Origin of the sequence: Variovorax sp. V116, from assembly GCF_041154435.1 — a bacterium.
Lineage (GTDB): Bacteria > Pseudomonadota > Gammaproteobacteria > Burkholderiales > Burkholderiaceae_C > Variovorax > Variovorax paradoxus.
Genome location: NZ_AP028661.1, coordinates 1,636,068 through 1,657,853, shown reverse-complemented (window position 1 = coordinate 1,657,853; position 21,786 = coordinate 1,636,068). Strand labels below are relative to the sequence as shown.

Annotated in this window: 19 protein-coding genes; all 19 read right to left on the bottom strand. The window is 68.6% G+C overall.

Going from position 1 to position 21,786, the window contains the following annotated elements; genetic code table 11:
- Nucleotides 1-6: 6 nt before the first annotated feature.
- A complete protein-coding gene (locus tag ACAM58_RS07725; RefSeq protein WP_369664282.1) occupies nucleotides 7-768 on the bottom strand; it encodes an SDR family NAD(P)-dependent oxidoreductase in 762 nt (253 codons plus the stop codon).
- The gene (locus ACAM58_RS07720) at nucleotides 765-2,372 is read right to left on the bottom strand and encodes an ATP-dependent acyl-CoA ligase (protein ID WP_062362615.1); all 1,608 of its coding nucleotides are present in this window, start codon (nucleotides 2,370-2,372) and stop codon (nucleotides 765-767) included. Before ACAM58_RS07720 ends, ACAM58_RS07725 begins: the two co-directional genes overlap by 4 nt.
- A complete protein-coding gene (locus ACAM58_RS07715) occupies nucleotides 2,362-3,093 on the bottom strand; it encodes an ABC transporter ATP-binding protein (RefSeq protein WP_012746650.1) in 732 nt (243 codons plus the stop codon). The genes ACAM58_RS07720 and ACAM58_RS07715 overlap by 11 nt, the downstream gene beginning before the upstream one ends.
- On the bottom strand, nucleotides 3,090-4,877 hold the full coding sequence (locus ACAM58_RS07710) for an ATP-binding cassette domain-containing protein (RefSeq protein WP_062362618.1): 1,788 nt from the start codon (nucleotides 4,875-4,877) through the stop codon (nucleotides 3,090-3,092). The genes ACAM58_RS07715 and ACAM58_RS07710 overlap by 4 nt, the downstream gene beginning before the upstream one ends.
- Nucleotides 4,874-5,929 (bottom strand): branched-chain amino acid ABC transporter permease, encoded by a 1,056-nt coding sequence (locus ACAM58_RS07705; protein ID WP_062362619.1) that lies wholly within the window; start codon nucleotides 5,927-5,929, stop codon nucleotides 4,874-4,876. The genes ACAM58_RS07710 and ACAM58_RS07705 overlap by 4 nt, the downstream gene beginning before the upstream one ends.
- Nucleotides 5,930-5,972: 43 nt before the next feature.
- Entirely contained in the window at nucleotides 5,973-7,136 is a 1,164-nt protein-coding gene (locus ACAM58_RS07700) for an ABC transporter substrate-binding protein (RefSeq protein WP_062362622.1), read from the bottom strand.
- A 43-nt stretch (nucleotides 7,137-7,179) separates the two neighbouring features.
- Complete coding sequence (locus tag ACAM58_RS07695) at nucleotides 7,180-7,647, bottom strand: aromatic-ring-hydroxylating dioxygenase subunit beta (protein WP_012746646.1); 468 nt, start codon at nucleotides 7,645-7,647, stop codon at nucleotides 7,180-7,182.
- The gene (locus ACAM58_RS07690; protein WP_062362624.1) at nucleotides 7,644-8,969 is read right to left on the bottom strand and encodes an aromatic ring-hydroxylating dioxygenase subunit alpha; all 1,326 of its coding nucleotides are present in this window, start codon (nucleotides 8,967-8,969) and stop codon (nucleotides 7,644-7,646) included. The genes ACAM58_RS07695 and ACAM58_RS07690 overlap by 4 nt, the downstream gene beginning before the upstream one ends.
- A 21-nt stretch (nucleotides 8,970-8,990) precedes the next feature.
- On the bottom strand, nucleotides 8,991-10,136 hold the full coding sequence (locus ACAM58_RS07685) for an ABC transporter substrate-binding protein (RefSeq protein ID WP_062362627.1): 1,146 nt from the start codon (nucleotides 10,134-10,136) through the stop codon (nucleotides 8,991-8,993).
- A 333-nt stretch (nucleotides 10,137-10,469) separates the two neighbouring features.
- Nucleotides 10,470-11,636: an ABC transporter substrate-binding protein gene (locus tag ACAM58_RS07680; protein ID WP_062362630.1), complete on the bottom strand. Its 1,167-nt coding sequence runs from the start codon at nucleotides 11,634-11,636 to the stop codon at nucleotides 10,470-10,472.
- 53 nt (nucleotides 11,637-11,689) lie between these two features.
- The gene (locus tag ACAM58_RS07675) at nucleotides 11,690-12,412 is read right to left on the bottom strand and encodes an SDR family NAD(P)-dependent oxidoreductase (protein WP_062362633.1); all 723 of its coding nucleotides are present in this window, start codon (nucleotides 12,410-12,412) and stop codon (nucleotides 11,690-11,692) included.
- Between the two features lie 145 nt (nucleotides 12,413-12,557).
- On the bottom strand, nucleotides 12,558-13,373 hold the full coding sequence (locus tag ACAM58_RS07670) for a cyclase family protein (protein ID WP_062362636.1): 816 nt from the start codon (nucleotides 13,371-13,373) through the stop codon (nucleotides 12,558-12,560).
- A 16-nt stretch (nucleotides 13,374-13,389) separates the two neighbouring features.
- Nucleotides 13,390-14,643, bottom strand: coding sequence for an SDR family NAD(P)-dependent oxidoreductase (locus ACAM58_RS07665; protein ID WP_062362639.1), 1,254 nt, complete (start codon nucleotides 14,641-14,643; stop codon nucleotides 13,390-13,392).
- Complete coding sequence (locus tag ACAM58_RS07660) at nucleotides 14,640-15,812, bottom strand: thiolase family protein (protein ID WP_062362641.1); 1,173 nt, start codon at nucleotides 15,810-15,812, stop codon at nucleotides 14,640-14,642. Before ACAM58_RS07660 ends, ACAM58_RS07665 begins: the two co-directional genes overlap by 4 nt.
- The gene (locus ACAM58_RS07655; protein WP_062362645.1) at nucleotides 15,809-17,437 is read right to left on the bottom strand and encodes an AMP-binding protein; all 1,629 of its coding nucleotides are present in this window, start codon (nucleotides 17,435-17,437) and stop codon (nucleotides 15,809-15,811) included. Before ACAM58_RS07655 ends, ACAM58_RS07660 begins: the two co-directional genes overlap by 4 nt.
- 7 nt (nucleotides 17,438-17,444) lie before the next feature.
- On the bottom strand, nucleotides 17,445-17,933 hold the full coding sequence (locus ACAM58_RS07650; protein ID WP_062362648.1) for an aromatic-ring-hydroxylating dioxygenase subunit beta: 489 nt from the start codon (nucleotides 17,931-17,933) through the stop codon (nucleotides 17,445-17,447).
- Nucleotides 17,933-19,246 (bottom strand): aromatic ring-hydroxylating dioxygenase subunit alpha, encoded by a 1,314-nt coding sequence (locus ACAM58_RS07645; protein ID WP_062362651.1) that lies wholly within the window; start codon nucleotides 19,244-19,246, stop codon nucleotides 17,933-17,935. The genes ACAM58_RS07650 and ACAM58_RS07645 overlap by 1 nt, the downstream gene beginning before the upstream one ends.
- Before the next feature lie 19 nt (nucleotides 19,247-19,265).
- Nucleotides 19,266-20,258 carry a PDR/VanB family oxidoreductase gene (locus ACAM58_RS07640; protein WP_062362654.1) on the bottom strand — a complete coding sequence of 331 codons (993 nt, stop codon included), beginning with the start codon at nucleotides 20,256-20,258 and terminating at the stop codon, nucleotides 19,266-19,268.
- A gap of 18 nt (nucleotides 20,259-20,276) precedes the next feature.
- On the bottom strand, nucleotides 20,277-21,785 hold the full coding sequence (locus tag ACAM58_RS07635; RefSeq protein WP_062362656.1) for an indolepyruvate oxidoreductase subunit beta family protein: 1,509 nt from the start codon (nucleotides 21,783-21,785) through the stop codon (nucleotides 20,277-20,279).
- Nucleotide 21,786 lies beyond the last annotated feature (1 nt).

The window sequence follows — 21,786 nt, the reverse complement described above, 5'->3', positions numbered from 1 at the left end:
GCCTGTTCAGCGCATGAAGCGGCCGCCGTTGAGGTCCAGCGTGGCGCCCGTCATGAAGGCCGCCGCGGGCGAAGCGAGGTAGACCACGGCGGCCGCCACCTCTTCGGCCTCGCCGAAGCGGCCGAGCGGAATGGCGGCCTTCAGCGCCTGCTGCCGCACCGGATCCAGCGCATCGAGCGCGGGGCTGCGAACCGCTGCCGGCGCCAGTGCATTCACCGTGACGCCCTGCGGTGCGAGTTCCTGCGCGAAGCTGCGCGTCAGTGCCAGCAGCGCCGCCTTGCTGGCCGCATAGTGCACGCCGGTTGCGGCGCTGGGCTGCTGGCCCGCCAGCGACGCCAGGTTGACGATGCGCCCGGAACCGCGCTCGCGCATGTGCCGTCCGGCAATGCGGCAGCCGAAGAAGCTGCCGCGCAGGTTGACGGCCAGCACGTCGTCCCACTCGTCGGGCGTGATGTCCCAGGGCGAGGTGAACGGCGTGCGCGCGGCGTTGTTGACCAGCAGGTCGATGGCGCCGAAGCGGGCCACGGCCGCCTCGAAGCAGCGTACGAACGCCGGCTCGCTGCGCACGTCGAGTTCCATGGCGACGCAGTCGGCGCCCGCGGCGCGCAGGCCCGCGGCCGCCAATTCGGCGCTGCCTGCGTCGACATCGGCAAGCACCACGCGCGCACCCGATTCGGCCAATCCGCGCGCAATGGCGGCACCCAGGCCCTGCCCCGCGCCGGTCACGAATGCGGCCTGGCCGGCAAGCGGTGGCGGCGTGGAACTCATGCGGTCCTTGCCGGGGGACGAACGGCAGCGGGCCGTCCGTCCCAGGTCTGTTCGCTGACACCGCGCTCGCGCAGCTTGAACTTCTGCACCTTGCCGTTCTCGGTGCGCGGCAGGTCGGCCAGCACGTCGATGTAGCGCGGCACCGCGAAGTACGGCAGGCGGCTCTCGCAGAAGCGCGCCAGTTCGGCCGGGTCGATGCGCTGGCCTTCGCGCGGCACCAGCGCGGCCATCACCTCGTCCTCGGCCAGTTCGGATTGCACCGGGTACACGGCGCAGGAGGCCACGCCGGGGTGGCTCAGCAGCACCTGCTCGACTTCGAAGGACGAGATGTTCTCGCCGCGCCTGCGTATCGCGTCCTTGATGCGGTCGACAAAGCGAAAGGCGCCATCGGCATCGCGCACCACGCGGTCGCCGGTATGGAACCAGAGGTTGCGCCAGGCCTCGACCGTCTTCTCGGGCATGTTGAAGTAGCCGCTCGCAAAGGCGTGGGGTTCGTCCGCGCGCAGCAGCAATTCGCCGGGTTCGCCTGCGGGCAGCTCCACATCGCCCTCGTCGGCCACGCGCGCCTGAAAGCCGGGGCGCAGCCAGCCCATGACGCCGCCGCGCGGCGAATCCGGCGCGGTGGCAATCGCGAAGTTGGTCTCGGTCGATCCATAGCCTTCGAGCAGCGCCACGCCGGTGCGCGCCCTGAAGGCCTGCCCGGCCGCCGAGGGCACGCCCGGCCCGAGCCCGATGCGCACGCGGTGATCGCGCTCGCCTTCGCCCTCGGGCTGGGCCAGCAGGATCGGCACCATCGCGCCCAGCAGGTAGACCACGGTCGCCCCATTGGCGCGCATCGACGGCCAGAAGCCCGAGGCCGAGAAGCGCGATTCGAACACCACCTCGGCGCCGGTCAGCGCGGCCTGCGCAAAGGTGTTGAGCGCGTTGATGTGGAACAGCGGCAGCGTGGTGCACAGCACGTCGTCGCGGCCGACGCCGAGCACTTCGGCGCTGTTCACGCCCCACCAGAAATACTGCGCATGCGGACAGACCACACCCTTGGCCGGGCCGGTGGTGCCCGAGGTGTAGAGGATGGCGAGCGGATCGCCAGGCTGCACCGCGGCCGGTGCGATGGCCTGTGCGCCTTGCGGGTAGCTGGAGGCGCGAACGCCCGCAGGCGGCGTCCATGAAGCAGGCGCCTCGCCGACGATCCAGAGTTCGCGCAGTGCCGTGCGCCCCAGGTCGGCCGTCGCCAGCCGCTCGAGAAAGCCCGCCTCGATCACCAGCAGCTTCGCCTCGCTGTTGGCAAGGAAGTATTCGATCTGCGGCCCCATCGACGCAGTGTTGACCGGCACCACCGAGGCGCCTAGCCAGCCGGCACCCAGAAAGGTCTCGAGAAACTCGATGCGGTTGCCGCACATCACGGCGATGCGGTCGCCGCGTACCACGCCGGCCTCGGCCAGCGCGCCGGCGCGCACCGCAGCCGCCTCGGCCGCGTCGCCATGCGTCCACTGCCGGCCCGCGATCCGCAGCAGCGGGCGCCCGGCGAAGCGTTCCGACTGCCGCTGCAGCATCGCGGGCAGCGTGCGCTGGCCCGGCGGCAGCGCGCGCGCTTCACTCGTCATCGTGCGTGCCTCCGCCAAGGTAGGTGGCCTGCACGCGCGGGTCGCTGGCCAGTTCGCCCGATGCGCCCGACAGTGCGATCTCGCCGGTTTCCAGCACGTAGCCGTGGTCCGAGGTCTCGAGCGCGGCGCGCGCGTTCTGCTCCACCAGCAGGATCGAGACGCCGTCTTCGCGCAGCTTGCGCACGATGGAAAGAATGTCGCGCACGATCAGCGGCGCGAGGCCGAGGCTGGGCTCGTCGAGCATCAGCAGGCGCGGCGCGGACATCAGGGCGCGGCCCACCGCGAGCATCTGCCGCTCGCCGCCCGAGAGCGTGTCGGCGCGCTGCGCGCGGCGCTCGGCCAGGCGCGGAAAGCGGTCGTACACCGACTGCAGCCGCTTCTTCATGGCGTCGCCGCGCAGCCGCTTGGCATAGGCGCCGAGCTGCAGGTTGTCGAGCACGGTGAGTTCGCCGAACAGCTCGCGCTTCTCGGGCACCAGGCACAGGCCGCGCTCCACGCGCGCCTCCACGTCGAGGCCCTGCAGGTCTTCGCCCTCGAAGCGGAGCGTGCCCTTGCAGGGCAGCAGCCCCATCGCCGCCGCGAGCAGCGTGGTCTTGCCCGCGCCGTTGGGCCCGATCACCGAGATGATCTGCCCCGGCTGCAGGTCGAGCGACACGCCGCGCACTGCCTCCACCTGCCCGTAGGACACATGCAGGTCGCCGATCTCCAGCATCGCGGTCATACCACGCTCCCAAGATAAGCCGCCTGCACGCGCTCGTCGGCGCGCACCGCCGACGGCACGCCCTCCACGAGCTTGGAGCCGAAGTTCATCACCACCAGACGGTCCACCAGTTTCATCACGAAGTCCATGTCGTGCTCGACGATGAGGATGGTCACACCCTCCTCGCGCAGCTTGCGCAGCAGGTCGCCGAGCGCCATCTTTTCCTTGCGGCGCAGGCCCGCCGCGGGCTCATCGAGCACCAGCAGCACCGGGTCGGCGGCCAGCGCACGTGCGATTTCCAGGATGCGCTGAGTGCCCAGTGGCAGGCTGCCCGCGAGCTCGTGCGCGCGGTCGCCCAGGCCGATGCGGTCGAGCTGGCGCTGCGCCTCCTGCAGGATCTGCATCTCTTCCTTGCGGTCCAGCCGCAGGCCCGCCTTCAGGATGCCCGAGCGCGTGCGCGAATGCGCGCCCAGCGCCACGTTGTCCAAGAGGCTCATGTGCGGCCTGAGCTTCACGTGCTGGAAGGTGCGCGCCAAGCCCAGCCGCGCCACCTGCCGCTGCGGCATGCCGGCGATGTCGTGGTCGAGAAAGCGCACCTGGCCCGCGCTCATCGGCAGCGTGCAGGTCAGCAGGTTGAACATGGTCGACTTGCCCGCGCCGTTGGGCCCGATCAGGCCCACGATCTCGCCCGCGTTCACTTCGAAGCTCACGTCGTTGACCGCCACCAGTCCGCCAAAGCGCTTGACCACGCCTTTCACCGACAGCACCTGCGTGCCGCGCGCGGGCAGCTGACGGTGCGGCAGCGGATCGACCGCGGGCGCCTCGTGGCGCGAGGCAGCTTGCGTGCCGGCGCGGCGGCGCGTCCAGCGCCGCAGCAGGCCCATGAGGCCGCCGCGCGCGAAGTGCAGCAGCAGGATGAAGAGCGTCGCAAAGGCCACGGCCTCCAGCTGGCCCGCGCGCTGCGTGAGCATCGGCAGCACGTCCTGCAGGCCGTTCTTGAGCACCAGCACCAGCGCGGCGCCTACCAGCGCGCCGGCCAGCTGCCCGAGCCCGCCGGCCACCGCCATCAGCAGGTACTCGATGCTCGCGCGCACGTCGAAGGGCGACGGGCTCACGAAGCGGTTCATGTGCGCATAGAGCCAGCCCGCCAGCCCCGCGAAGAGCGCGGCCGTGACGAACAGCGTGAGCCGCACGCGGTAGGCGTCGGCCCCCACGCTCGCGAGCAGCGTGGCACCGCCGCGCAGTCCGCGGATCGCGCGCCCCGGCCGCGACTGCAGCAGGTTGTGGCTGAACAGGCAGGCCAGCCCGACCAGCACCCAGATCAGGTAGTACATCGACCGCGGATCGGCCAGCGACCAGCCCGCGATGCGTAGCGCCGGAATGTTCGACAGGCCCGTGTGGCGCCCGAGCGCATCGACATTGCCGAACAGCATCGCGATCGACAGGCCCCAGGCGATCGTGCTGAGCGGCAGGAAGTGCCCGCCCAGCCGCAGCGTGAGCATGCCGATGGCCAGCGCCGACAGGCCCGTGAGCAGCAGCGCGAACAAGAGGCCGATCCATGGCGACAGGCCCTGCGTGGTGGTGAGCCAGGCCGTGGCGTAGGCCGCGATGCCTACGAAGGCCGCCTGCCCGAACGAGGTCGCGCCGCCCACGCCGGTGAGCAGCACCAGCCCGAGCGCCACCAGCGCGCCGATGCCGATGTCGTTGAGCAGCGAGACCGTGAAGCTGCCCGCCACCGCCGGCACCAGGGCCAGCACGGCGACCACCGCCGCGATCCATGCCGTGCGTTTGGAATTCGCGTTCATTGGTCCACCTCGTCTTCTTCCTCTTCGGCATGGGCCGCCATGAACGACCTGAGCATCAGCACCGGGATCAGCAGGCTGAACACGATCACGTCCTTCAGCGCCCCGCTCCAGAACGAGGCGAAGCTTTCCACCACGCCCACGGCGAGCGCGCCCACGGCCGTCATCGGGTAGCTCACGAGCCCACCGATGATCGCGGCCACGAAGGCCTTCAGGCCGATGATGAAGCCCGAGTCGTAGTACATGGTGGTCACCGGCGCGATCAGCACGCCGATGAGCCCGGCCAGCAGCGAGGCGCAGCCATAGGCCAGCAGCGCCGTGCGCACCGGCCGGATGCCGACCAGCCGCGCGCCCACGCGGTTGACGGCCGTGGCGCGCAGCGCCTTGCCCGCCACCGTGCGCTCGAACACCAGGAAGAAGAGGCCGCTCAGCACGATGGCCGCCCCCACCATCAGCACCACCTGGCCGCTGACCGTGAAGCCGTCGCCCAGCGTGAACACCGCGCTGGTGAGCGGCGTGGTGCGCGAGCCTTCAGGGCCGAAGAACAGGAGCCCCAGGCCCGACAGCAGGAAGTGCAGCGCCAGCGAGACGATCAGCAGCACCAGCACCGAGGCATCCGCGATCGGCTGGAACACCACCCGCGCGAGCAGCGGCGCAATGGGCACCACCAGCAGCACGGCCACGGCAATGTGCACCGCCACCGGCACGCCGGGCCGAGCCGCCAGCCAGGCCAGCACACACGGAATCGCAGGCAGCACGCCCCACATCAGCAACGCCTTGGGAATGCGCGCGGCCTCGCCGCGCCGCAGCAGGCTGCCGATTTCCGTTGCCAGCGCGAGCGCCGCAAGCACGGCGACCATGCCGATGGTCGGCGGTACACGGCCGGTCTCGAAGGCCGCAAGCGACAGCGCCGCGAAGGCCGCGATGTCGCCGAACGGCACGAAGACCACCCGCGTGACGGAAAAGATCAGCACCAGCCCGAGCCCGGCCAGCAGATAGACGGCACCGTTGGCCAGGCCATCGGTGACGAGAATCAGCGCCACGTCCCATGTCATGGAAAAGCCCCTCGCAATATCGTTGTTGTTGGAATGAAATGGTTCAAGGTGCGAGCTTCCACTGGCCGTTGTCGAGCTTGACGATCACGCGGGCGCGTTCGTCCACGCCGTAGAGGCTGCCGGGCTTGAAACTGTAGACGCCGTGCGTGCCCACCACTTCCTTGGTGCTGAAGATGGCATCGCGCAGCGCGACGCGGAACTCGGCCGTGCCCGGCTCCGCCTTCTTCATGGCGCGCGAAGCGGCATCGGCAAACACCAGCCAGCCGTCGAAGGAATAGGCCGAGAAGGCATCGCTGGTGGGCGCGTTGTTGACCTTCTGGAACACCGCGCGGAAATCGGTCGCGATCTTCTTGGTCGGATGGCTGTCGGGCAGCTGCTCGGCCACGATCACCGGGCCGGTGGGCATCAGCGCGTTCTGGCCCGCGGCACCGACCACGCGCACGAAGTCGGGGTTGATCAGCCCGTGCTGGCCGTACACGCCGCCCTTGTAGCCGCGCTCCTGCAGCGCAAGGAAGGGCAGCGCGCCCGGCGTGCCGGCGCCGCCGGTCATTACCGCGTCGGGCCGAAGCGCCACGATCTTCAGCACCTGCCCGGTCACCGAGGCATCGGCGCGCGCATAGCGCTCGTTGCTCACCACCTTGATGCCGGCCTCGGGCGCGGCCTTCATCAGCGCGTTGTAGACCAGGTCGCCCCAGGCATCGGTGAAGCCGATGTAGCCCACGGTCTTGACGTTGTTGCGCTTCATGCGCTCGACCACCGCATCGATCATCAGCTGCGTGGGCTGCGCCACCGTCATGACCCAGGGGTTCTCGGCCGCATCGAGCAGGATGGGCGTGAGGCCGATCATCGGCACCTTGGCTTCCTTGCCGACCTGCGCCATGGCAATGGCGGCCGGCACGCCCGAGGTGCCCATCAGCACATCGACCTTGTCCTCCTCGATCAGCTTGCGTGCATTGCGCCCGGCCGTGGTGGGGTCGGAGCCGTCGTCCAGCACGATGAGCTGCACCTTGCGGCCGTTGACTTCCGGCTTGTAGGCCAGCGCGGCCTGCATGCCCTTGGCATAGGGCACGCCCAGCGAGGAGTTGGGCCCCGACAACGACACGCTCAGGCCGACCTTGAGGTCGGCCGCCAGCACGCTCGCAACACCACAGGCGGTCAGCGCCGCGGCGATGGCACCGCGCGTCAAGGTCAGCATCAGGCTCTTCATGTCGTAGCTCCGGTGAGATGGATGGAGAAAAGGAACGGAAAACTCAGATGAACAGCTGGATCGCGGGCAAGGCGCGCGCGGCGTTGAGCAGGTCGATGCGCTTCTCGCGGATGGCCCAGCCCGTGGGCGTGCGCACGAGGTGGTGGCGGGCGGTGCCGGTCAGCAGGATCTGCGATTCGCCGCGCGCTTCGACGTAGAGGAAAGGCGTGCGCAGGCGGACCGCGCCGCTCGCTTCTTCCTCGATGCGCGAAGGCTGCAGCACATGCTGGCTGTGGCTCGCGGGATGCTGCGAATGGGCGCGCGGGTTCTTCAGGCGATCCACACGCAACTGCAGCAGCAGCCGGTCTTCGTAGGCAAGGGAGTTGTGCGAGAACGGATCGGCCTGCGCGGCGCCGAGCAGCGGTATCCAGTAGTGGCCGTCCTCGGTGAAGAGCGCCAGCCAGTCGTCGAAGCGCCGCTCGTCGAGCAAGGCGGCCTCATGCGCCACGAAATCGCGCGGATCGTCGTTCATGCCGCGGCCTCCATGCCCGCCACCATCGACTTCGCCCAGGCGCGGAACTGGTTGCGCATGAGCAGTTCGTTGGTGCCGTTGGTGGTGAGGGTCGATTGCGCGAGTTCAGCCGCGTCGTAATTGCGGTGCAGGCTCACCCATTCGTTGCCGCCCGCGCGCAGGCCCTGCTGGATGCTCTCGAACAGGTGCACGTCGTCATGCGCGACCACCGACATCGGCGAGAACACGAGCCGGTTGTAGTTCATCGCGCGTTCGAACAGCAGTTCGGGCGCGCCTGCCGCGCGGAAACTCCAGGCTTCAATGAGCGTGCGGTCCGCGGCCAGCGGGCGGATCACGCGGATGGCCTGCGGCGAGCCCTTGACCGACAGGCTCGGATAGAAGACCGAGTTCTGCGGCGAGCGCTGCAGGATCTCGGCCGCGTGCTCCTCGCCATGGGCGGCGCGCATCGCAGCTTCGTACTCGGGCAGCTGGGCGTAGTTGGAGTGGATGCTGAAGTTCACGCCCAGCACGCTGTGGCCATTGGCGAACACCCGCCCGCCCATCTTGTCGAAGAATTCGTAGCCGGATCCGAAGGGCAGGATCTGCTCCATTGCCATCGGCTTGGGGTCAGAAGGGGCATGGCCTTCCCACAGCGCCTCGGCCGCCTTGGTGGCCGACTCGTGCGTCGACATCGGATGCACCGTGTCGTTGATGTTCTCGAGATACATCTTCCAGTTGCAGTGGACGATGTTGCGCAGCACGCCGCCGCCCACCGTGAGCCGGCCCTCGGGCGAGCGGTCGACCATGTTGTCGATGGCGCCGAGCACCTCACCGAAGTAGTCTTCGAACGAGGGGCCGCTGTCCGCGAGCCGCACGAAGACGAAGTCGCGGTAGACCTTCACGTGCTTCACCACCGAGAGCCCCCGGCCCGACTCGCAGGCCTTGAGCTGCGTGCCCTCGTAGCCGTTCTTCAGCGGCACACCGAGCGGTGCGCCGTCGAGCTTGTAGGTCCAGGCGTGATACGGGCAGCGAAAGAAGCGGCCGGTGTTGCCGCATTCGTCGGTCACGAGCTGCGTGCCCTTGTGGGCGCAGCGGTTGTACATGACGTGCACCGCGCCGTCGGGCTGGCGCACCATGAGCAGCGGCCGGCCCGCAATGTCCTGCGCCACGAAGTCGCCCGGCTCCGGCACCTGGCTCGCGTGACCGAGATAGACCCAGGTGTTCGCGAACAGGTGCTCCTGTTCGAGCGCGAAGATCTCCTCGCTCAGGTACAGGTCGCGGTGCACGCGGTCGTTCTGCACGAGCGCGGCGATGCGGTCCGGATGATGGCGGTAGCTGGTCATCGGCGGGCGCTCAGGTTTCTTTCAGGGGACCAGCTTCCACTGGCCCTTGTTCATCTGCACGATCACCACGCCGCGCTGGTCGGAGCCATAGCGGTCGTCGGGCTTGAAGGTGTAGATGCCGTGCGTGCCCACCAGCTCGCGGGTGGCCACGATGGCGTCGCGCAGTGCGCTGCGGTACTGCGGAGTGCCCGGTTCGCCCTTGGTGCGCGAGGCGGCATCGGCCAGCAGCAGGTAGGCGTCGTAGGTGTAGGACGAGAAGGCATCGGTCGGCACCGCGCCGTTGACCTTCTGGTAGGCGCTGCGAAAGCCCATCGACACTTTCTTGATCGGGTTGCTGTCGGGCAACTGGTCGGCCACCAGCACGGGGCCGCTGGGCACCTGCAGGCCTTCGATGGAAGCGCCGCCCACGCGCACGAAGTCGGCGTTGATGAGGCCATGCGTGCCGTAGATCTTTCCCTTGTAGCCGCGCTCGGCCAGCGCGAGGTAGGGCAGCGCGCCGGGCGTGCCCGAGTTGCCGGCAAACACCGCATCGGGCCGCTGCGCGACGATCTTGAGCACCTGCCCGGCCACCGACGAATCGCTGCGCGCATAGCGCTCGTTCGCCACCACCTTGATGCCGGCCTTATCGGCGCTCTTCACGAGCGAGTCGTAGGCCAGGTCGCCCAGCGCGTCGGAGAAACCGATGAAGGCCACGGTCTTCACGCCGGACTTCTGCATGCGCTCGACCACGCCCGCGACCATGAGCTGGAATGGCTGCGACACGGTCACGGTCCACGCGCCTTCGGGGCCGGGGATGGTGACGGGCGTGGGCGAGATCAGCGGCGTGTTGAGTTCGCGCGCCACGGACGCAATGGCCATCGCGCCCGGCACGCCCGAGGTTCCGATCAGCACGTCGACCTTGTCTTCCACCACGAGCTTGCGCGCGTTGCGCCCGGCGGTGGTGGGGTCGGAGGCATCGTCGAGCACGATCAGCTGGACCTTGCGGCCGCCGATCTCGGGATGCTCGGCAATGGCGGCCCGAATGCCCTTCTCGTACGGTACGCCCAGTGCAGCGACCGGGCCCGAGAGCGAGCTGATGAAACCGATCTTCAGGTCGGCCGCCATGGCTTGCGCGGTCGCGAGTGCTGCTGCGGTGAGTGCCAGGATTCGGGTCAGGTTCTGTTTCATTGTTGGTGCTCCAAGGTTGTTTTGCGCTGCTGTTCAGGGCGTGTGCACAGGCCACCGGGTACTCCCCTCCGCGAATGTCCTCCGCCTTCGGCTCCTCCTTGATTTCGCTGCGGGGAGCACCCGATGCCCTGTGCACGAGGACACGCTCTGGATGCACAGCTGATCAACGACCCCTCCGCACAACGCTCCCGTCGATGGGGTGCCTTGCGCAGCGAAATCAAGGAGGAGGCCGAAGGCCGGGGGACATTCGCGGAGCAAGGTACCCCGTCGGCGGGAGCGCGCCCCGAATGACCCGCACCCGCACCGCGACGATCAAAAAAGCAAGCCGTCATATCAAGGAACCAGCTTCCACTGCCCCTTCTCCAGCTTCACGACAACACGCGACCGTTCATCGGAGCCATAGCGGTCCGTCGGCTTGAAGTTGTAGACCGAGTGCGTGCCCACCAGCTCCTTGGTGCTCACGATGGCGTCGCGCAGCGCCAGGCGGAACTGCGGCGTGCCGGGCTCGGCCTTGGTGGCGAGTGCGCGCTGGGCCGCATCGAGGTACAGCAGCCAGGCATCGAAGGTGTAGGCCGAGAAGGCATCGGTCGGCGGTGCGCCGTTGGCCTTCTGGTAGGCCGCGCGGAATTCCATCGACACCTTGCGGATCGGGTTCTCGCTCGGCAGCTGCTCGGCCACGATCACGGGGCCGGTCGGCGCCAGCAGCCCTTCGACCGAGGCGCCGCCCACACGCACGAAGTCGGGGTTGATCAGTGCGTGCATGCCGTAGATCTGGCCCTTGTAGCCGCGCTCCGCGAGCGCCAGGTAAGGCAGTGCGCCCGGCGTGCCCGAGGTGCCGGTGATCACCGCGTCAGGACGCAGCGCCACGATCTTGAGCACCTGGCCGGTCACCGACGAATCCGCGCGCGCATAGCGCTCGTTCGAGACGATCTTGATGCCTGCGGGCTCCGCGCTCTTTTGCAGCGCGTCGTAGACCAGGTCGCCCCAGGCGTCGGAAAAGCCGATGTAGCCGACCGTCTTCACCCCCGACTTCTTCATGCGCTCGACCACCGCGCTCACCATCAGCGGCGCGGGCTGCGGCAGCGTGACCATCCAGGCGCCCTCCTCGCCCGGCAGGTTGGCGTTGGCGATCGAGATCAGCGGCGTCTTCGTCTCGCGCGCCACGCCGGCAATGGCCAGCGCACCGGGCGAGCCTGCGGTGCCGATGATGACGTCGACCTTGTCCTCATCGATCATCTTGCGGGCATTGCGCGCGGCGGTGGACGGATCGGATGCATCGTCGAGCTGCACCAGCTGGATCTTGCGGCCGCCGACATCCGCCTTGTAGGCGAGCGCGGCCTTCATGCCCTTCTCGTAGGGAATGCCGAGCGACGACACTGGTCCCGACAGCGACGTGATGAAGCCGACCTTGAGATCGGCGGCCCACGCGCCCGCGGCGCTCAGGGCGCCAAAGGCCGCGGCAATGCCCGCGATGGCACGGAATCGGTTCAGGACTTTCATGGCGATGCTCCAGAGGTGATGTTTTTGAACGGAACGAGTGAACGCGGTGATGACTAGAGAGCAAGGCTGCCGACGCTGGTGCCGCCGCAGACGTAGAGCACTTGGCCCGTGATGAAGCTGCTGTCCGGGTCGGCGAAGAAACGCACGGCGCGTGCCACATCGGCCGATTCGCCAAGGCGCTTGACGGGCACGGAGGCGGCGAGTGCGCGTTCCTTCTCGCTGCCGGCCTCGACCACGTCGTAGAACATGTCGGTGCGGATCGGGCCCGGCGCCACCACGTTCACGGTGATGCCGTCCGCAGCGAGTTCGAGCGCCCAGGTGCGCGCCATGCCCAGCATGCCGGCCTTGGTCGCGGAGTAGCTGGTGCGCGTGGCCAGGCCGAGCGCGGCGCGCGACGACAGCAGCACCACGCGGCCGAAGCGCTGCGCACGCATCGCAGGCAATGCGCCCTGCACCAGCTGGATCGCACAGCCCAGGTGCAGGTCGACCAGCGCATCGAGGTCGTCGAGCTTCACTTCGGGCAGCAAGGCCGCGCGGATCACGCCGGCGTTGTGGACGATGGTGGTCGGCGCAAAGCGATCGACCAGTTCGCGCACCGCCTCGCCGGTGGCGGCGCGGTCGCTCAGGTCGACCTCGATGCTGTGCAGCTTCGGGTGGTCGATGCCGGACTTGCGGCGTGCGAGCGAGATCACTTCGTAGCCCTGCGCGAGCAGGTCTTCGCAGATGGCCTTGCCAATGCCGGCGCTGCCGCCGGTGACTGCAGCTACCTTGTTCATGCGCGCTCTCCCCGTGTTGCTCCCTCTCCCGCTTGCGGGAGAGGGTTGGGGTGAGGGTGACCCCTGAGGCCTTCGCAGGCCCCCTCATTCCCCGCCTTCTCCCGCGAGCGGGAGAAGGAGCCAAAGCCAATGCGGGAACGGCGAGTCATAGCGGGGCTCCCACCAGCGCCAGCACACGCAGCGGACTCCCGCTGCCCTTCTCGATCTTGAGCGGCGGGCAGATCAGCACCGCGCCCGAGGGCGGCAGCAGGTCGAGGTTGCTCAGGCACTGCAGCCCGTAGCGGCCCGCGCCGTGCATGTAGTAGTGGCACGGATACGGCGGACGCAGGTGGTAGCCCTGCCCGGCATCGGTGCCGATGGCTTCCGAGCCGAAGCCCAGCACGTCGCGCTGCTCGACCAAAAAACGCACGGCCTCGGTGCTCGGGCCGGGCGTGTGCTGGCCTGTTTCGTCGAAGTTCTGGTAGGCCTCGGGGTCGCTGCGCTTGGACCAATCGGTGCGCATCAACACCCATGCGCCCTTCGGAATGCGGCCATGCGCCGCCTCGTAGCGCTCGATGTCGGCCACGCTCAGCAGGTAGTCGTCGTTCGCCTGCACGTCGGCCGAGCAATCGATCACGCAGGCCGGCGCCACGAAGTTCTGCACCGGAATTGTGTCGACCGAATTGTTCGGCAGGTCGCGGCCCGAGATCCAGTGGATCGGTGCGTCGAAGTGCGTGCCCGTGTGCTCGCCGCAGGAAAAATTGTTCCAGTACCAGCCCGGGCCGCGCTCGTCGTACTTCGACACTTCCTCGATGCGGAAGGGCCAGCACTGGCCCATCTCGGGCGGCAAGGCGATCTGCGGGAACTCGGGCGTGAGCGTCTGCGTGAGGTCGATCACGCGGATGCGGCCGCTGGCCATCGCGGTCACGAGGCCGCCGAGGATTTCGGCGGCGGACATCAGTTCGGTGGTGGTTGTGGTCATCGTGTGGCTCCTGTTCTCAGCCGCCTGCCGCGAGCTCGCGTTCGAGCACCTTGGGGTTGTCGCGCCAGCGCTCCAGCCACTCCTGCGCCACGTCGCCCGGATACACGTCCTCGACACCGTCGCGCAGCGCCTTGACGATGGCATTGGCCAGCGCGGTGGGCGCGAGCTTCGGCGGCGGTGTGTGCTGGTTCCACTCGTCGTCGATGGGGCCGGGAAACACGTTGATCACGCGGATGCCGGCGGGCCGCATCTCGGCGCGCAGGCACTGCGCAAGCGAATGCGCGGCCGCCTTCGAGGCGCTGAAGGTGCCGTGCGGCGGGAAGTTGCTGAGCGCGTAGATCGACAGCAGGTTGACCCAGGCCGTGGCGCCCGTCGCGCCGTCGGCCGAGCGGCCCTTGAGCGCGGGGCCGAACTCCTGCGCAAGGCGCAGCAGGCCGAAGTAGTTGATGTCCATCTCGGCCTTGGCCACGTCGGTGCCGCGGCGCGCGCCGATGCCGAAAGTGCGGTGGACCTCGGCGTTGTTGATCACGATGTCGACCTTGCCGCCGATGGAGCCCGCGAGCTCGGTCACCTGCCGGCCGTTGGTCAGGTCCAGCGGCACCAGCGTGACCTGAGGCAGCGCCGAGATGTCGTCCAGCCCCTCGCCCATCTTCTTCCACGGCTCGGCGTGGCCGACCCAGACGATGTCGGCGCCGGCCTTCACCAGCGCGCGCACGATGGCCTGGCCGACCTCGGTCTTGCCGTCGGTCACCAGTACCTTGCGGAACTTGGGGTCGCTGGTCATTTCACGCAGCATCTTGTCGTCGGCCATGTGGGGACTCCCTTCAAACGGAAAACCAATGAGGACGGCCTGGCCCGCGCGGTCGAGCCGGGCGCCCACGCGCACTCTTTGCGGCGCATCGCCGACCTCGCCATGCAGGTGGACCATGAGCGTCGGGCCGGCATCCAGGTGCACCAGGCCCAGCCGCCAGGGCAGCCTCTCGCGGAAGAACAGGTCGTTGCTGTGGTGCAGCGTGGTGCTGCCGAGCAGTTCGCCCTCGCCGCTCTGCGCACGCCAGCGCAGAGCAGCCGAGAGGCACTTGTGGCAGACCTCGCGCGGTGGGTACTGCACCGTGCCGCATCGGTCGCAGGTCTGCAGCTCGAAGCGGCCTTCGGCCGCGGCCGCCGTGAGGCCGAGCGCCACGCGGCCGCGCGCGCCGGGCGGCAGGTTCATCTGCCGGGTGCGCAGCACCGGGTTCTTGCGCGGGGGGCGCATCAGGGGCATCGTCATGCGGGTCTCCCGAGAATGACGGCGCCCGTACAGAGGCAGCGGTCGTAGGTCACCATGCCGAAGCCGGCGACGAGGCCCAGCTGCGCGTCGGGCACCGCCCGAGGGCCGGCCTGGCCGGTCAACTGGCGGATCGCCTCGACCATGCCAAGAAAGCCGCCCGCCGCGCCGGCCTGCCCGCCCGAGAGCTGCCCGCCGCTCGTGTTGTTCGGAAAGCTGCCGTCGAAGGTCATCGTGTTGGCCTGCACGAAGGCCGCGCCCTCGCCCTTCTCGCAGAAGCCCAGGTCCTCGAACTGCATCATCACGATGACCGGATAGTCGTCGTAGGTCTGCACGAAGTCGAGCGCGGCGGGCTGCACGCCGGCCTGCGCATACAGATCGTCGCGGTCCATGCGCCAGCCGCCCTGCACCATCACCGGATCGTCGGCATAGGCGTTGTGGCGCTCGATGGCGCCGCGGATCACCACATGCGCAAGACCGAGGTCGCGTGCACGCTCCTCGCTCATCACGAGGAAGGCGTCGGCGCCCGCGCAGGGCATCACGCAGTCGAACAGGTGGATCGGGTCCGAGATGGGCCGCGCGGCCATGTATTCGTCGAGCGTGAGCGGCTTCTTGAACATCGCGTTCGGATTGCCGAGCGCATTGGTGCGCTGGTCCACGCAGATGCGGCCGAAGTCCTCGCGCCGAGCGCCGTAGCTGCGCATGTAGTTGGCCGTGATGAACGCGAAGATCGAGTTGGGTCCGCCCGAACCGTAGGGATAGCTCGCATCGCGTGCGAAGTTGCTGAAGCTGCCCAGCGTCTGGCGGAAGGAGTCGACATGGTTGGTGTCGGCCCCCACGCAGGCCACGATGTCGGCATCGCCCGCCTGCACGGCGCGCGCCGCGCGGCGCAGGCACATCACGCCCGAGGCGCCGCCCGTGGGCACATGGTCGAGCCAGCGCGGCGAAAGGCCCAGGTGCTGCGTGACGCCCACGGCCGTGTCGGGCGCGAGCGAGAAGCTGCTGAGGCACAGGCCGTCGATCTGTTCCTTGGCCACGCCGCTGGCTTCGACCAGCGCCTCGATGGCCTGCCCGATGAACCAGTGCGCGGTGCGCGTGGAGTAGCGCACATAGGGCACGGTGATGGGCACGGCCACCGCGACGCCTTCGTAGGAGAGTCGTCGTTTCGTCATGCCTGCCTCTTCTTCATGGAGCGCGTGTCGATGCAATGGCCCTGGCCCGGCAGCGACTGCGCCATCTCGCGCAGCTGGCCGCGCTGGATCTTCTGCGACGGCGTGAGCGGCAATGCGTCGACGAAGGCGACATAGCCCGGCGCCTTGTAGTAGGCCAGCTGCGCAAGCGCATGCTCGACGATGCTGGCGGCGATCTGCTCGCGCTGCGTGGCATCGGCGACCTCCTCGCGCATCACGATGCAGGCCAGCACCTCGTCGCCGCGCACCGCATCGGGCGTGGCAGCCACGGCCGAGGCCTTCACCGCCGGGTGCTGGTTGAGCACGCTCTCCACCTCGACGGCCGAGATGTTCTCGCCGCTGCGGCGAATCACGTTCTTCTTGCGGTCGACGAAGAAGAAGTTGCCTTCGGCATCGCGGCGCACGAGGTCGCCGGTGTGGAACCAGCCATCGGCCCAGGCTTCGCGCGTGGCTTCGTCGTCCTTCAGGTAGCGGGAGAAGAAGTAGCGCTTCGGGTCGTCGCCGGCCGAGCGCACCAGCAACTCGCCCGGGGCATCGGTGCCAACGTCGCTGCCGTCCTCGCCCACCAGGCGGATCTCGACGAAGTCTTCCTGCCGCCCGAAGCAGCTCGTGCCCACGAGCCGCGGCTCTTGGTTGGCCATAATGCAGGCGGCCGCGCCGGTCTCGGTCATGGCCCAGGCCTCGACCAGCGGAAAGCCGAAGCGCTCTTCGAAAGGTGCGTGGTTCTTGCGGTCCACGCCGGCGCCGAAGCCCCAGCGGATCGCATGGTCGCGGTCGGCCGCCGATGCCGGTGCGGAAAGCAGCATCGCGGGCATCACGCCCAGGTAGTGGGCGATGGTCGCGCCGCTTTCGCGTGCGCTCGCGAGCCAGCTCTTCGGATGGAAGCGGTCGAGCTGCACCAGGCAGCCGCCCGCGACCAGCACCACCATGGTGGAGAAGGCCATCGCGTTCATGTGGTTGAGCGGCAGCGGCGTGATGACGCGCTCGGCGTCGCGCCGGATGCTGCAGACGCCGTCGAGCGCGGCATACCACTCGCCGGCACGCAGGAAGTAGGCGTTGCTCAGGATGCAGCCCTTGGGGCGGCCGGTGGTGCCGGAGGTGTAGAGCAGGCCGCATTCGGTGTCGATGCCGACAGGCTCATGCGCCCGCGGTGCGGCCGTCTTCGCGCTCGGCACCGCATCGTTGGGGCCCATGGTCTCGAAGGCCACACCGGCCTGTGCAGCCGCCGCGTGCAGGTCGGCAGCGCGCTCGGGCAGCGTCACGGCCAGGCCGATTTCGCTGTGGCCGATCAGGTAGGCCAGTTCGGCCGAGCGCATCTCGGCATTGATCGGCACCACGCTCGCGCCCAGCGCATTGAGCGCGAACCAATGGAAGAGAAACGCGGGCCGGTTCTCCAGCAGCAAGCCGACGCGGTGGCCGTGCCCATAGCCGGCTTGCGCATAGGCCGCGCGCAGGCGCTCGACCTCGGCCACGGCCTCGCCCCAGCGAGTGGCGCCGGCCGCAATGCCGTAGGCGGCCGCGGTCACCGATTCAGTGAACAAAAGCTCAGCCTCCGGCGTGCGCTCGGCAGTCGCTGCGAAAACTTGATGGACGGTGGCGTGTTGCATCGCGTCCCTAGATGAAAAGCTGCACGGCCGGCAGCGCCGCGTCGCAGTTGAGCAGGTTCACGCGCTTGAGCGTCATGCGCAGCGCACCGTCCCGCACGGTGAGGTGATGGAAGAAGGTGCCGACATAGAACTGCAGTTCGTCGCCCTGCGACTCGGTGTAGTGGAATCCGGTGCGCAGCACGAAGCGATTGCCCTCGGCGTCGAACTGCTCGACCACCGGCACCTGCAGCAGGTGATGGCAGCGGCTCGGCGGCTGCTGCGAAAACGCGCGCGGGCTCTTGAGCCGCTCGATGCGCAGTTCGCGCAGCAGCTTGTCCTCGTAGAGGTGCGAGGTGTGGTTGAGGCCGTCTTCCTGGTCGGGCACCAGCGGCACCCAGTAGAAGGCATCGTCGGTGAAGAGTGCGTTCCACTCCTCGTAGCGGCGGGTGTCGAGCAGGTGCGCTTCGTTCACGACGAAGTCGATCAGGTCCTGGCGGGTGACTTCGGTGCCGGCCATCACATCGTCTCCGTCATGCGCTGCACCCACGCGCGGTACTGGTTGCGCATCGGCAGCTCGTTGGTGCCGCCGGTGGTGATCTCCCCACCCTTCAGCTCCGACGGGTCGTAGTTGCGATGCAGGCTCACCCACTCGTTGCCGCTCGCATGCAGGCCGGCCTGCATGCCTCGGTAGGCCTGCAGGTCGTCGTGCCCCACCACCGAGAACGGCGAGTTGATGAGCCGGTTGTACATGGTGGTGCGCTGCAGCAGCTCGGGCGGTGCACCCTTCAGGCGGAAGGTCCAGCTCTCGATCAGCGTCCTGTCGGCCGAGATCGGCTTGACCACGCGGATCGCCTGGATCGCGCCCTTGATCGTGAGGTTCGGGTAATACACCGTGTTGTGCCGTGCCATGCCGAGGATCTGCGCGGTCTTTGCCTCGCCGTAGCGCGCCTTCATGGCGTCGTCGTAGGCCGGGATCGCCTTGTACTTGCTGTGGATGCTGAAGTGCACGCCCGTGAAGCTGTGGCCGTTGTCGTAGGTGCGGATGCCCATGTCCTCGAAGAACTTGTAGTCGGACATGAAGGGCGCGAACTGCTCCACCGCCATGGGCTTGGGTTCGTCTTCGGGCTTGTCGGCCCACATGCGCTTGGCGGTGCCGGCCGACGACTCGTGCGCCACCATCGGGTGCATGGTGTCGTTGAGGTTCTCGACGAACATCTTCCAGTTGCACTGGTGCATGAAGCGCAGGCAGCCGCCGGCGATTTCCAGTTCGCCCTCGGGCGAACGGTCGGCCATGTTGTCGATGGAGCTCAGCGAATCGCCGAAGTAGTCATCGAAGTCGGGCCCCGCATCGCTGATCTTCACGAAGATGAAGCCGCGGTGGCTGCGCACATACCTGAGCGTGGTCAGGCCCTTGGCCGATTCGCACTCGTGCAGCGCGGTGTTCTCGTAGCCGGTCTTGAGCGGAATGGCCAGCAGCGAACCGTCGGTCTTGAAGGTCCAGGCGTGGTAGGGGCAGCGGAAGAACTTGCCGGTGTTGCCGCAAGGCCCGTTCACCAGCCGCGAGCCCTTGTGGGCGCAGCGGTTCATCATCGCGCGCACGCTGCCGTCAGAGTGGCGCGCGACGATCAGCGGGCGGCCGGCGATCTCGTTGCTGATCCAGTCGCCGGGCTTGGGCAGCTGGCTCTCGTGGCCGACGTAGTTCCAGGTGTTGGCGAAGAAGTGTTCCTGCTCCAGCTCGAACAGCTCCTGGCTGGTGTACAGGTCGCGGTGCACGCGGTCGTCCTGGACCAGCGCGCGGATCGCATCGGGGTTGTCTCGGTACGAGGTCATGGTTCTCGTGGCTCCTCTTTCAGATGTCGAGCACCAGGCGCGCACCCTTGGCGCGCGAGATGCAGATCTGCATGACATTGCCTTGCGCCTTCTCGCGCGCGGTCAGCACGTAGTCGCGGTGATCGATCTCGCCTTCGAGCACGGGCACGGCGCACACGCCGCATTCGCCGCGCTTGCAGTCGAACATCGGGTCGCAGCCGTGCTCGATCAGGCAGTCGAGGATGCTCTGGCCGGCCGGCACGGTGAAGCGCTGGCCCGATTGGGCAAGCTCCACCTCGAAGGGCTGGTCGCCTTCTTCCGCGACCGGCTCGGTGAACAGCTCGAAGTGCACGCGGTCGTGCTCCCAGCCACGCGCCTGGGTGCGGGCCAGCACGGCGTCGAGCATGACCTTGGGGCCGCAGACGTAGAGGCGGTCGCCGGCGGGCACGCCGTCGAGCAGCGCGTCGATGTCGAGCGGCGCGCCGGCTTCGGCGTCGGCATGCACGCGCAGGTCGTCGCCGAGCAGCGCCTGCAGCTCGGGCAGGAAGGCCATCAGCTCGCGGCTGCGGCCGGCATAGTGCATGCGCACCGGGGCACCCTCGGCGCGGCGGCGTGCGGCCATGGTGGCAAGCGGCGTGACGCCGATGCCGCCCGCCACCAGCACCGAGCCGCCGGGGCCGGTGTGCAGCGGAAAGTCGTTCTTCGGTGCCTCGATGGCGAGCGTGTCGCCCTCGTTCAGTCCTTCGTGCATGAAGCGCGAGCCGCCGCGGCCCTCGGCCTCCTTGCGCACGGCAATCACGTATTCCGTCGGCGCATTGGTGGCGTTGCGCGCCGTCGCAAAGTTGATCAGCGAATAGTGGCGCCAGTCGGTCCTGCCGTCCGGCAGCGAGACCTGCACGCGGATGTGCGCGCCGGCCGCAAAGCCGGGCAGCGCGCGGCCGTCTTCGGCGCAGAGGCGCAGCATGCGAATCAGCGGATTGAGCTGGCGCGCTTCGGCAACGCGAAGCTGGAGCGTGGCGGTGGGAGCGGTCATCGTGCGTCCGTTGTCTCTTCAGGCCAATGCGTGCTGCGCCAGCGCAGCCTGCAGCTTGTGGCCGTGTTCGTCGGCAAGCGCCGCATCGCGCAGCTCGCGCAGCGTGGCTGGGGCCAGCGCCGCACCGGCGCGTTCGACCGCGCGCATCACGGTGTCGTAGTTGCGGATGCCGCGCTCGTGCGTGTCGCTGTAGCCCTTGACCAGGCGCTGGCACTGCGCGAGCTCGACGGCCAGTTCGGGGTTGCGCTTCGCGGTGGCGGCGATGCGCTGCAGCCATTCCTCGATGCGGCGGTTTTCCTCCGCGTAGCGCATCGTCGAGCGGCGCCAGCGCTTCATGGCCGCGACGGTGCGCAGCATCAGGTAGCCGCGCAGCGAACTGGTCTGGATCACGCGGCCGTGCTGCGTGAAGCGCTCGACGATCCTCTTCGGCAGCGTGGAATTCATGAGCCAGCGGCCGATGCCGCCCGGCAGCGTCTCGCAGATTTCCTGCAGGCGCGGATGCATGTATTCGTTGATGGCAAGCACCTGGCCGGGCTGCACGCGCGCTTCGCCGCGCACGCGCTCGAAGCGGGTGGCACGGGTCTTGAGCGCAGCCACGCGGGCCGTGTCTTCGTACGACATCCAGAGCGCCAGATGGCGCGCAGTCTCGCGCAGCAGCCGCTGGTCGCCATCGACCGGCAGCGCCGCCACGGCAGCCATGCGGTCGAGATACAGGCTGGCATAGGCCGCGTCCTGGTAGTCGATCAGGCGGCGCACGCCTTCGAGCAGCAGGCCGTGCGCCGCAGCAGGAAATTCGCGCTGCACACGCTCGACCAAGGCACGCACGGCCGGATGGCGCGGCTGCGGCGTTGGCATGGCCGCTGCCGCTTCCGGCGGCGCCTCGCCGTCGTCGCCGCCCTGCGCACGCGCAAATGCTGCACCAAAGGCCTTGAGGCTGGGCTTCACGCCGACGCCGCCGCGCTCGATGGTGGCCTCGAACTGCGCGCGGCTGAACGGCAGCACGCCCGAGCCCGCCAGCGCGCCGAACAGCACGGCGCTGATCACGCTGCCCGAAGCTTCGGCCGCCTGCGCCATGTCGAAGCGGATGAAGCGCTTGGCGGCCCGCGCGGTGTGCGCGAGCAACTGCGCGCTGTCGACGCGGCCGTCGCCGAGCGCGCTCTTCTCGGCAATGGAGAACACGCGGTGCGTGGATGCGATCAGCGTGGTGCGGTCGCTGGTGACGAGCCCGCGCTGCACCGCGCGTCCCGCCTCCATGAGTTCCGAAGCCAGCACCACGTCGACATCGCCCGGCAGCGGCATCAGCGCGAGCACGGGGCGGCCGCCATCCGCCTCGGCCTGCGCATTGGGATACAGCTCGACGTAGTAAATGGTGGCGCCGGTGCGCTGCGCCACGCCGGGCACCGAGGTGGTCTGCGCGACGTAGCCGTTGGCCTCGCCCATGTCGACGATCCAGTCGGCCAGCACGCCGCCGCCCTCGCCGCCCATGGCAAGGATCGCGATCTTGATCGGTTGCGCCTTGTTCGTCATC

Coding starts and splice junctions, on each gene's coding strand:
- ACAM58_RS07720 (WP_062362615.1), bottom strand. CDS start 2,372: ATGACGAGTGAAGCGCGCGCGCTGCCGCCGGGCCAGCGCACGCTGCCC.
- ACAM58_RS07685 (WP_062362627.1), bottom strand. CDS start 10,136: ATGAAACAGAACCTGACCCGAATCCTGGCACTCACCGCAGCAGCACTC.
- ACAM58_RS07670 (WP_062362636.1), bottom strand. CDS start 13,373: ATGACCACAACCACCACCGAACTGATGTCCGCCGCCGAAATCCTCGGC.
- ACAM58_RS07675 (WP_062362633.1), bottom strand. CDS start 12,412: ATGAACAAGGTAGCTGCAGTCACCGGCGGCAGCGCCGGCATTGGCAAG.
- ACAM58_RS07660 (WP_062362641.1), bottom strand. CDS start 15,812: ATGACGAAACGACGACTCTCCTACGAAGGCGTCGCGGTGGCCGTGCCC.
- ACAM58_RS07705 (WP_062362619.1), bottom strand. CDS start 5,929: ATGACATGGGACGTGGCGCTGATTCTCGTCACCGATGGCCTGGCCAAC.
- ACAM58_RS07650 (WP_062362648.1), bottom strand. CDS start 17,933: ATGGCCGGCACCGAAGTCACCCGCCAGGACCTGATCGACTTCGTCGTG.
- ACAM58_RS07640 (WP_062362654.1), bottom strand. CDS start 20,258: ATGACCGCTCCCACCGCCACGCTCCAGCTTCGCGTTGCCGAAGCGCGC.
- ACAM58_RS07695 (WP_012746646.1), bottom strand. CDS start 7,647: ATGAACGACGATCCGCGCGATTTCGTGGCGCATGAGGCCGCCTTGCTC.
- ACAM58_RS07710 (WP_062362618.1), bottom strand. CDS start 4,877: ATGAACGCGAATTCCAAACGCACGGCATGGATCGCGGCGGTGGTCGCC.
- ACAM58_RS07655 (WP_062362645.1), bottom strand. CDS start 17,437: ATGCAACACGCCACCGTCCATCAAGTTTTCGCAGCGACTGCCGAGCGC.
- ACAM58_RS07725 (WP_369664282.1), bottom strand. CDS start 768: ATGAGTTCCACGCCGCCACCGCTTGCCGGCCAGGCCGCATTCGTGACC.
- ACAM58_RS07700 (WP_062362622.1), bottom strand. CDS start 7,136: ATGAAGAGCCTGATGCTGACCTTGACGCGCGGTGCCATCGCCGCGGCG.
- ACAM58_RS07665 (WP_062362639.1), bottom strand. CDS start 14,643: ATGACGATGCCCCTGATGCGCCCCCCGCGCAAGAACCCGGTGCTGCGC.
- ACAM58_RS07645 (WP_062362651.1), bottom strand. CDS start 19,246: ATGACCTCGTACCGAGACAACCCCGATGCGATCCGCGCGCTGGTCCAG.
- ACAM58_RS07635 (WP_062362656.1), bottom strand. CDS start 21,785: ATGACGAACAAGGCGCAACCGATCAAGATCGCGATCCTTGCCATGGGC.
- ACAM58_RS07690 (WP_062362624.1), bottom strand. CDS start 8,969: ATGACCAGCTACCGCCATCATCCGGACCGCATCGCCGCGCTCGTGCAG.
- ACAM58_RS07680 (WP_062362630.1), bottom strand. CDS start 11,636: ATGAAAGTCCTGAACCGATTCCGTGCCATCGCGGGCATTGCCGCGGCC.
- ACAM58_RS07715 (WP_012746650.1), bottom strand. CDS start 3,093: ATGACCGCGATGCTGGAGATCGGCGACCTGCATGTGTCCTACGGGCAG.